Source organism: Methanobrevibacter sp. (assembly GCF_017940815.1).
In the GTDB taxonomy this organism is placed as follows: domain Archaea; phylum Methanobacteriota; class Methanobacteria; order Methanobacteriales; family Methanobacteriaceae; genus Methanocatella.
On record NZ_JAGAXX010000088.1, the window covers coordinates 1 to 4,333 of the forward strand.

The 4,333-nt window shown below is 31.9% G+C and carries 2 protein-coding genes; both read left to right on the forward strand.

The features are described 5' to 3' along the window. On the forward strand, positions 1–2,595 hold a 2,595-nt coding region (locus tag ILA26_RS10315), incomplete at its 5' end, for an Ig-like domain-containing protein (RefSeq protein WP_292896985.1). Between the two features lie 134 nt (positions 2,596–2,729). Continuing rightward, positions 2,730–3,791 carry a hypothetical protein gene (locus tag ILA26_RS10320; RefSeq protein ID WP_292896987.1) on the forward strand — a complete coding sequence of 354 codons (1,062 nt, stop codon included), beginning with the start codon at positions 2,730–2,732 and terminating at the stop codon, positions 3,789–3,791. Positions 3,792–4,333: the final 542 nt, after the last annotated feature.

Sequence of the window (4,333 nt, forward strand, 5' to 3'; positions counted from 1 at the left end):
TATATAATTAAATTAACTGGAACTAGTTACACACCAAATAATCAAATTAACTTCAAAAATAGTGCCACAATTATTGGTACTGCAAATAGTTATATAACTGCAGGCACTTATACTGGAACTCCATTTATTAATACTGATTCTAGTCTAACTATTACATTTATTAATGTTACATTTAGAGATATGAGTGTAACAAATCTTTTAGAATTGGCTGGAACTAATAATTTGCAAAATTGTAACTTTTATAATATTACTGCAGCAACAGGTCATAATGCAGTGATTTATAATACTGATGGAACTATGAATTTAGCAAATTGTAATATTGTTGATTCATCTGCAGGTTATGGCGTTGTGAGTAATTATAAAGCAGGAACATATACTGGAGTTGTGATGAATGTAGATGATTGTACATTTGTTCGTAATTCTGCCAGTGTAGAACCTGGAGCAATTAATAACTGTGGTATTTTATATGTTAATAATTCAAAATTTATTAATAATACTGCAGAATGGTGGGCTGGTGCAATTCACACTCATTACAATGCGCAAACTGTAATAAATAATAGTATTTTTGAAGGAAATGATGCAGGATGGAATGGTGGAGCATTATATACTTACAGTACATTAAAAGTCTACAATTCCATTTTTAAGAAAAACAAATGTCACACTAACATTGGTGGAGGGGCTATTGGTGCTTCCAGATGGTGGGGAGGAAACTATGATATCACCATCGAAAATTGTACATTTGAAGAAAATGAAAACTGTAACACTAATGGAAATGGTGGGGCAATCACTGCAATGAATAGTGGTGCATTAAATGTACATGACTCAACATTCATTAACAATAAAGCTAAAAATGGTCAAGCAATTGCTGCTTTCAGTCAAGCATTTGAAAATATCACTGCGGGAATTCCAAACTTAAAAGTATACAACAATTATTTCTACAACCACACTCAAACTACATCTGACACTGTAGAAATAAGTGGAAATTACACATTTGAAAACAACACTTTTACAAATTGTTACCAAACTAATTTAGGAACTAATAACGTGATTATAAATCCAGTTACACTTAATAGCAATAATTTAATTCTTAAATCAAATAAAGAATCATTACTGATGAGTTCTTTTTCAGAAAACATTTTAAAAGAAGCTCCTAATGTAATATATGTTGATGTTAATTCTGAAAATGATCCTGAATCAGATACTACAACTGGAAAAGACTGGTCAACTGCATATGGTACAGATATTGGTATTAATTTTGCATTAGGTAATATTGCCGATAATGGAATTATATATTTAGCAAATGGGGATTATGTTAGAATAAATATTAATGATCCAAAAAATATTACTTTAATAGGCCAATCTAAAGAAACACTACTCAGCTTTAGGTCTGATGTATATGGTGCAGGAGCTCCAAATGCAACCTACACATTTATTAACATGACAATTTATCATGGTGTTACAAAAAAAGGAGCACATTATAATAATTATGAAAGAAATATGAATTTTATCAATTGTTCAATAATAGGTGATATCACGATTGAGAAAGCATTAAGTGAAGCGGATCAAAGTCATGTTGAAGAGTATGGATATGGACAAACATATGCTATAAATTTTAATAATTGTGAATTTAAAGACATTACTACTGAAAATGGTGTAATAACTCTTTATAAATATGGATTAACTAACTTCAACAATTGTACTTTTGAAAATATAACTGCAGATTCCATTGTGGCAAAAACTGGCGATTATTACTTAGATGATGGAATATACTTCAAAGAGTGTAAATTCAATAACTGTAATGTAAAAGGAATTGTAGATGTTCCTGGAGCTGCAGATATTGAAACTTATTGTGTTATTGAAGATTGTGACTATGATTTTGATGCAAATTTAAACGTTGAAACCACTGATAATCATAATTATGTAAACGCTACCAAACTTAAAGTTGTTGCTGTTGAAACCAACACATCCATCAGTTCATCTGAAAAAGGTATTGTAACCATTACTGTTAAAGATGCTGAAGGAAATCCTGTTTCTAATGTAAATGTAAATTATACTGTTAACGGTGAAAATAAAACCGGTATTACTGACGATAGTGGTAATCTTAAAGTGTCTGATTTAACTGGTGAAGGTGAAATAAAAGCATACTTCGAAGGTAACGAAAACTACCTTAAATCTGAAGGATCATACAAATACAACTTTACTGAAACAACTCCAACCCCTGATACAAATTCATCTACAAATGGTACCTCTGGTAATGGTACTTCCACAAATACAGGACAAACAACCACTAATACTCCTAAAATAACTAAAAAAGCTACTAAAATAACTGCTAAAAAAGCTACTTTCAAAGCTAAAAAGAAAACCAAAAAATACACTATCGTTTTAAAAGCTGGCAAAGCAGCAGTTAAAAAAGTTAAAGTTACTTTAAAAGTCGGTAAAAAAACTTACAAGGCAACCACTAACAGCAAAGGTAAAGCAACCTTCAAAATTACCAAACTAAACAAAAAAGGTAAATACACTGCTGTTATTAAATTCAAAGGAAACAAAAACTTCAAAGCAACCAGTAAAAAAGTTAAAATTACTGTGAAAAAATAAGGAGATCATTATTTCTCCTTAATTCTTTTTTTTAATAATCCTCCTTGATTTCTTTTTGGTTACATTATCTTTAAATACTTCTTTTTTAAGACAATCTCGTATAAAAAGTTTCAATTTAACTTTTAATAAAAAATTTGGAGATTGTTAGAAATGAATCACGAAAAGACTATGATTTGATAAGGTCTTTTCATTTGAATGCAGGTCATTCAAAAAATTCCATCAAGACCTACGGCACTGCCTTTTCCAAGTACTCTGACTTTCATCAGATGAGCCTGTCCGAACTTTTGGAGGAGGCTAAAATTGAACAGGAAAACAATGTGCCTGAAAGCAAGCTTAAACTATACTCACGTATCTTATCCTTTAGAAACTTCCTAATCGATAACCATGTTGGAAACACAATTTCAACCACAATAACTAAAATAAAAACTTTCTATCACTACAACCGAATCACATTGCCATATATTCCGCCGTTAAACATTAGAAAAATCAAAAAGCATGATTCCATTTCATATGAGGAGCTGCTGACCAAGGATGAAATCAGAAAAGCAATTTCCATTGCTGATGACAACCTGGCAATGTGGATTCTGGTTTTAACCTCAAGCGGATCTTCAAGATGCGAGGCAAAATCAATGACCAACGAAATGCTTTTTAAAGGCACACAAGCATATCACAAAAAGGACAGTTTTAAAGACGCACTGGAATATCTAAGCAGACATGACAATGTTGTCTGCACATGCAAGCTGACCCGGAAAAAGACAGACAGGCCATATTACACTTTCCTCAATCCGGAAACTGTCCAGTTCATCGCACAGGTAAAGCTCAAGGAAAAGGATTTCAATCTCAATGATTGTTTATTGAAGTTTGCTCCGGATTATGTCGGGCGCAAGTTCCGATTCATCAATGATTATCTTAAACTCGGTTATGCTGGGGGATACAGACGATTTCGCCCCCACATGTTAAGAAAGTTCAATGCAACCCACCTGAATCAGGGATCTCACAATGAGTTTCTCGGTATGGACATTGTCGACAACCTGCACGGAAGGGGCAAGGGCGCAACAAGGGAAGCTTATTTCAAGGACAACCCCGAAGTGCTGAAGGTGTCATACATAAAGTGCATGAACAACGTTTCACTCTATCACAGGTACACTCATGAAATGGTCGACGGTGAAGTTATCGTTTACGCTGAGAAACTTTAAAGTAAAATGTATACTTGCTATTGATTATTAATTTTAAATTAATCAATTTTTTATTATTTTAATCTTAGGTTCATTTTTTCACTTTCTTTAAAGCTTAATCTACATTCATTCTTATTTATAGAAAATTCTCTGGCACATATGGATTATACATTAATCAAGGAGTACGTCACATTTTACATTTATGATAATAAAGAAATGGTAATCCCTGGAAATTTCTCTATTTGATTACTCTTGAGGTTTGGGAATTCCATTAACTCAAACACTAGGACTTTGATTTAAATAGTTCATTTTTAATCTATGGGCCGAACCGGGTTAACTATGAGTTCAAACTATTGCAATTATCCATATTTTGTTACTTTTACTATGCATATTCTTCTGATGGCCAATTGTTAGAGTTAAATTTTTAGGGGCCTGAATTTTTTTTGTTAAAATTCGACCAGATTCATTTTCTTTTTCTTATTTTTCATATTATTTTTTGATGGTTTATAAAAATACATTAGGATAATTTTTTATTTTATTAAAAAAGGTCTTAATACCCATAA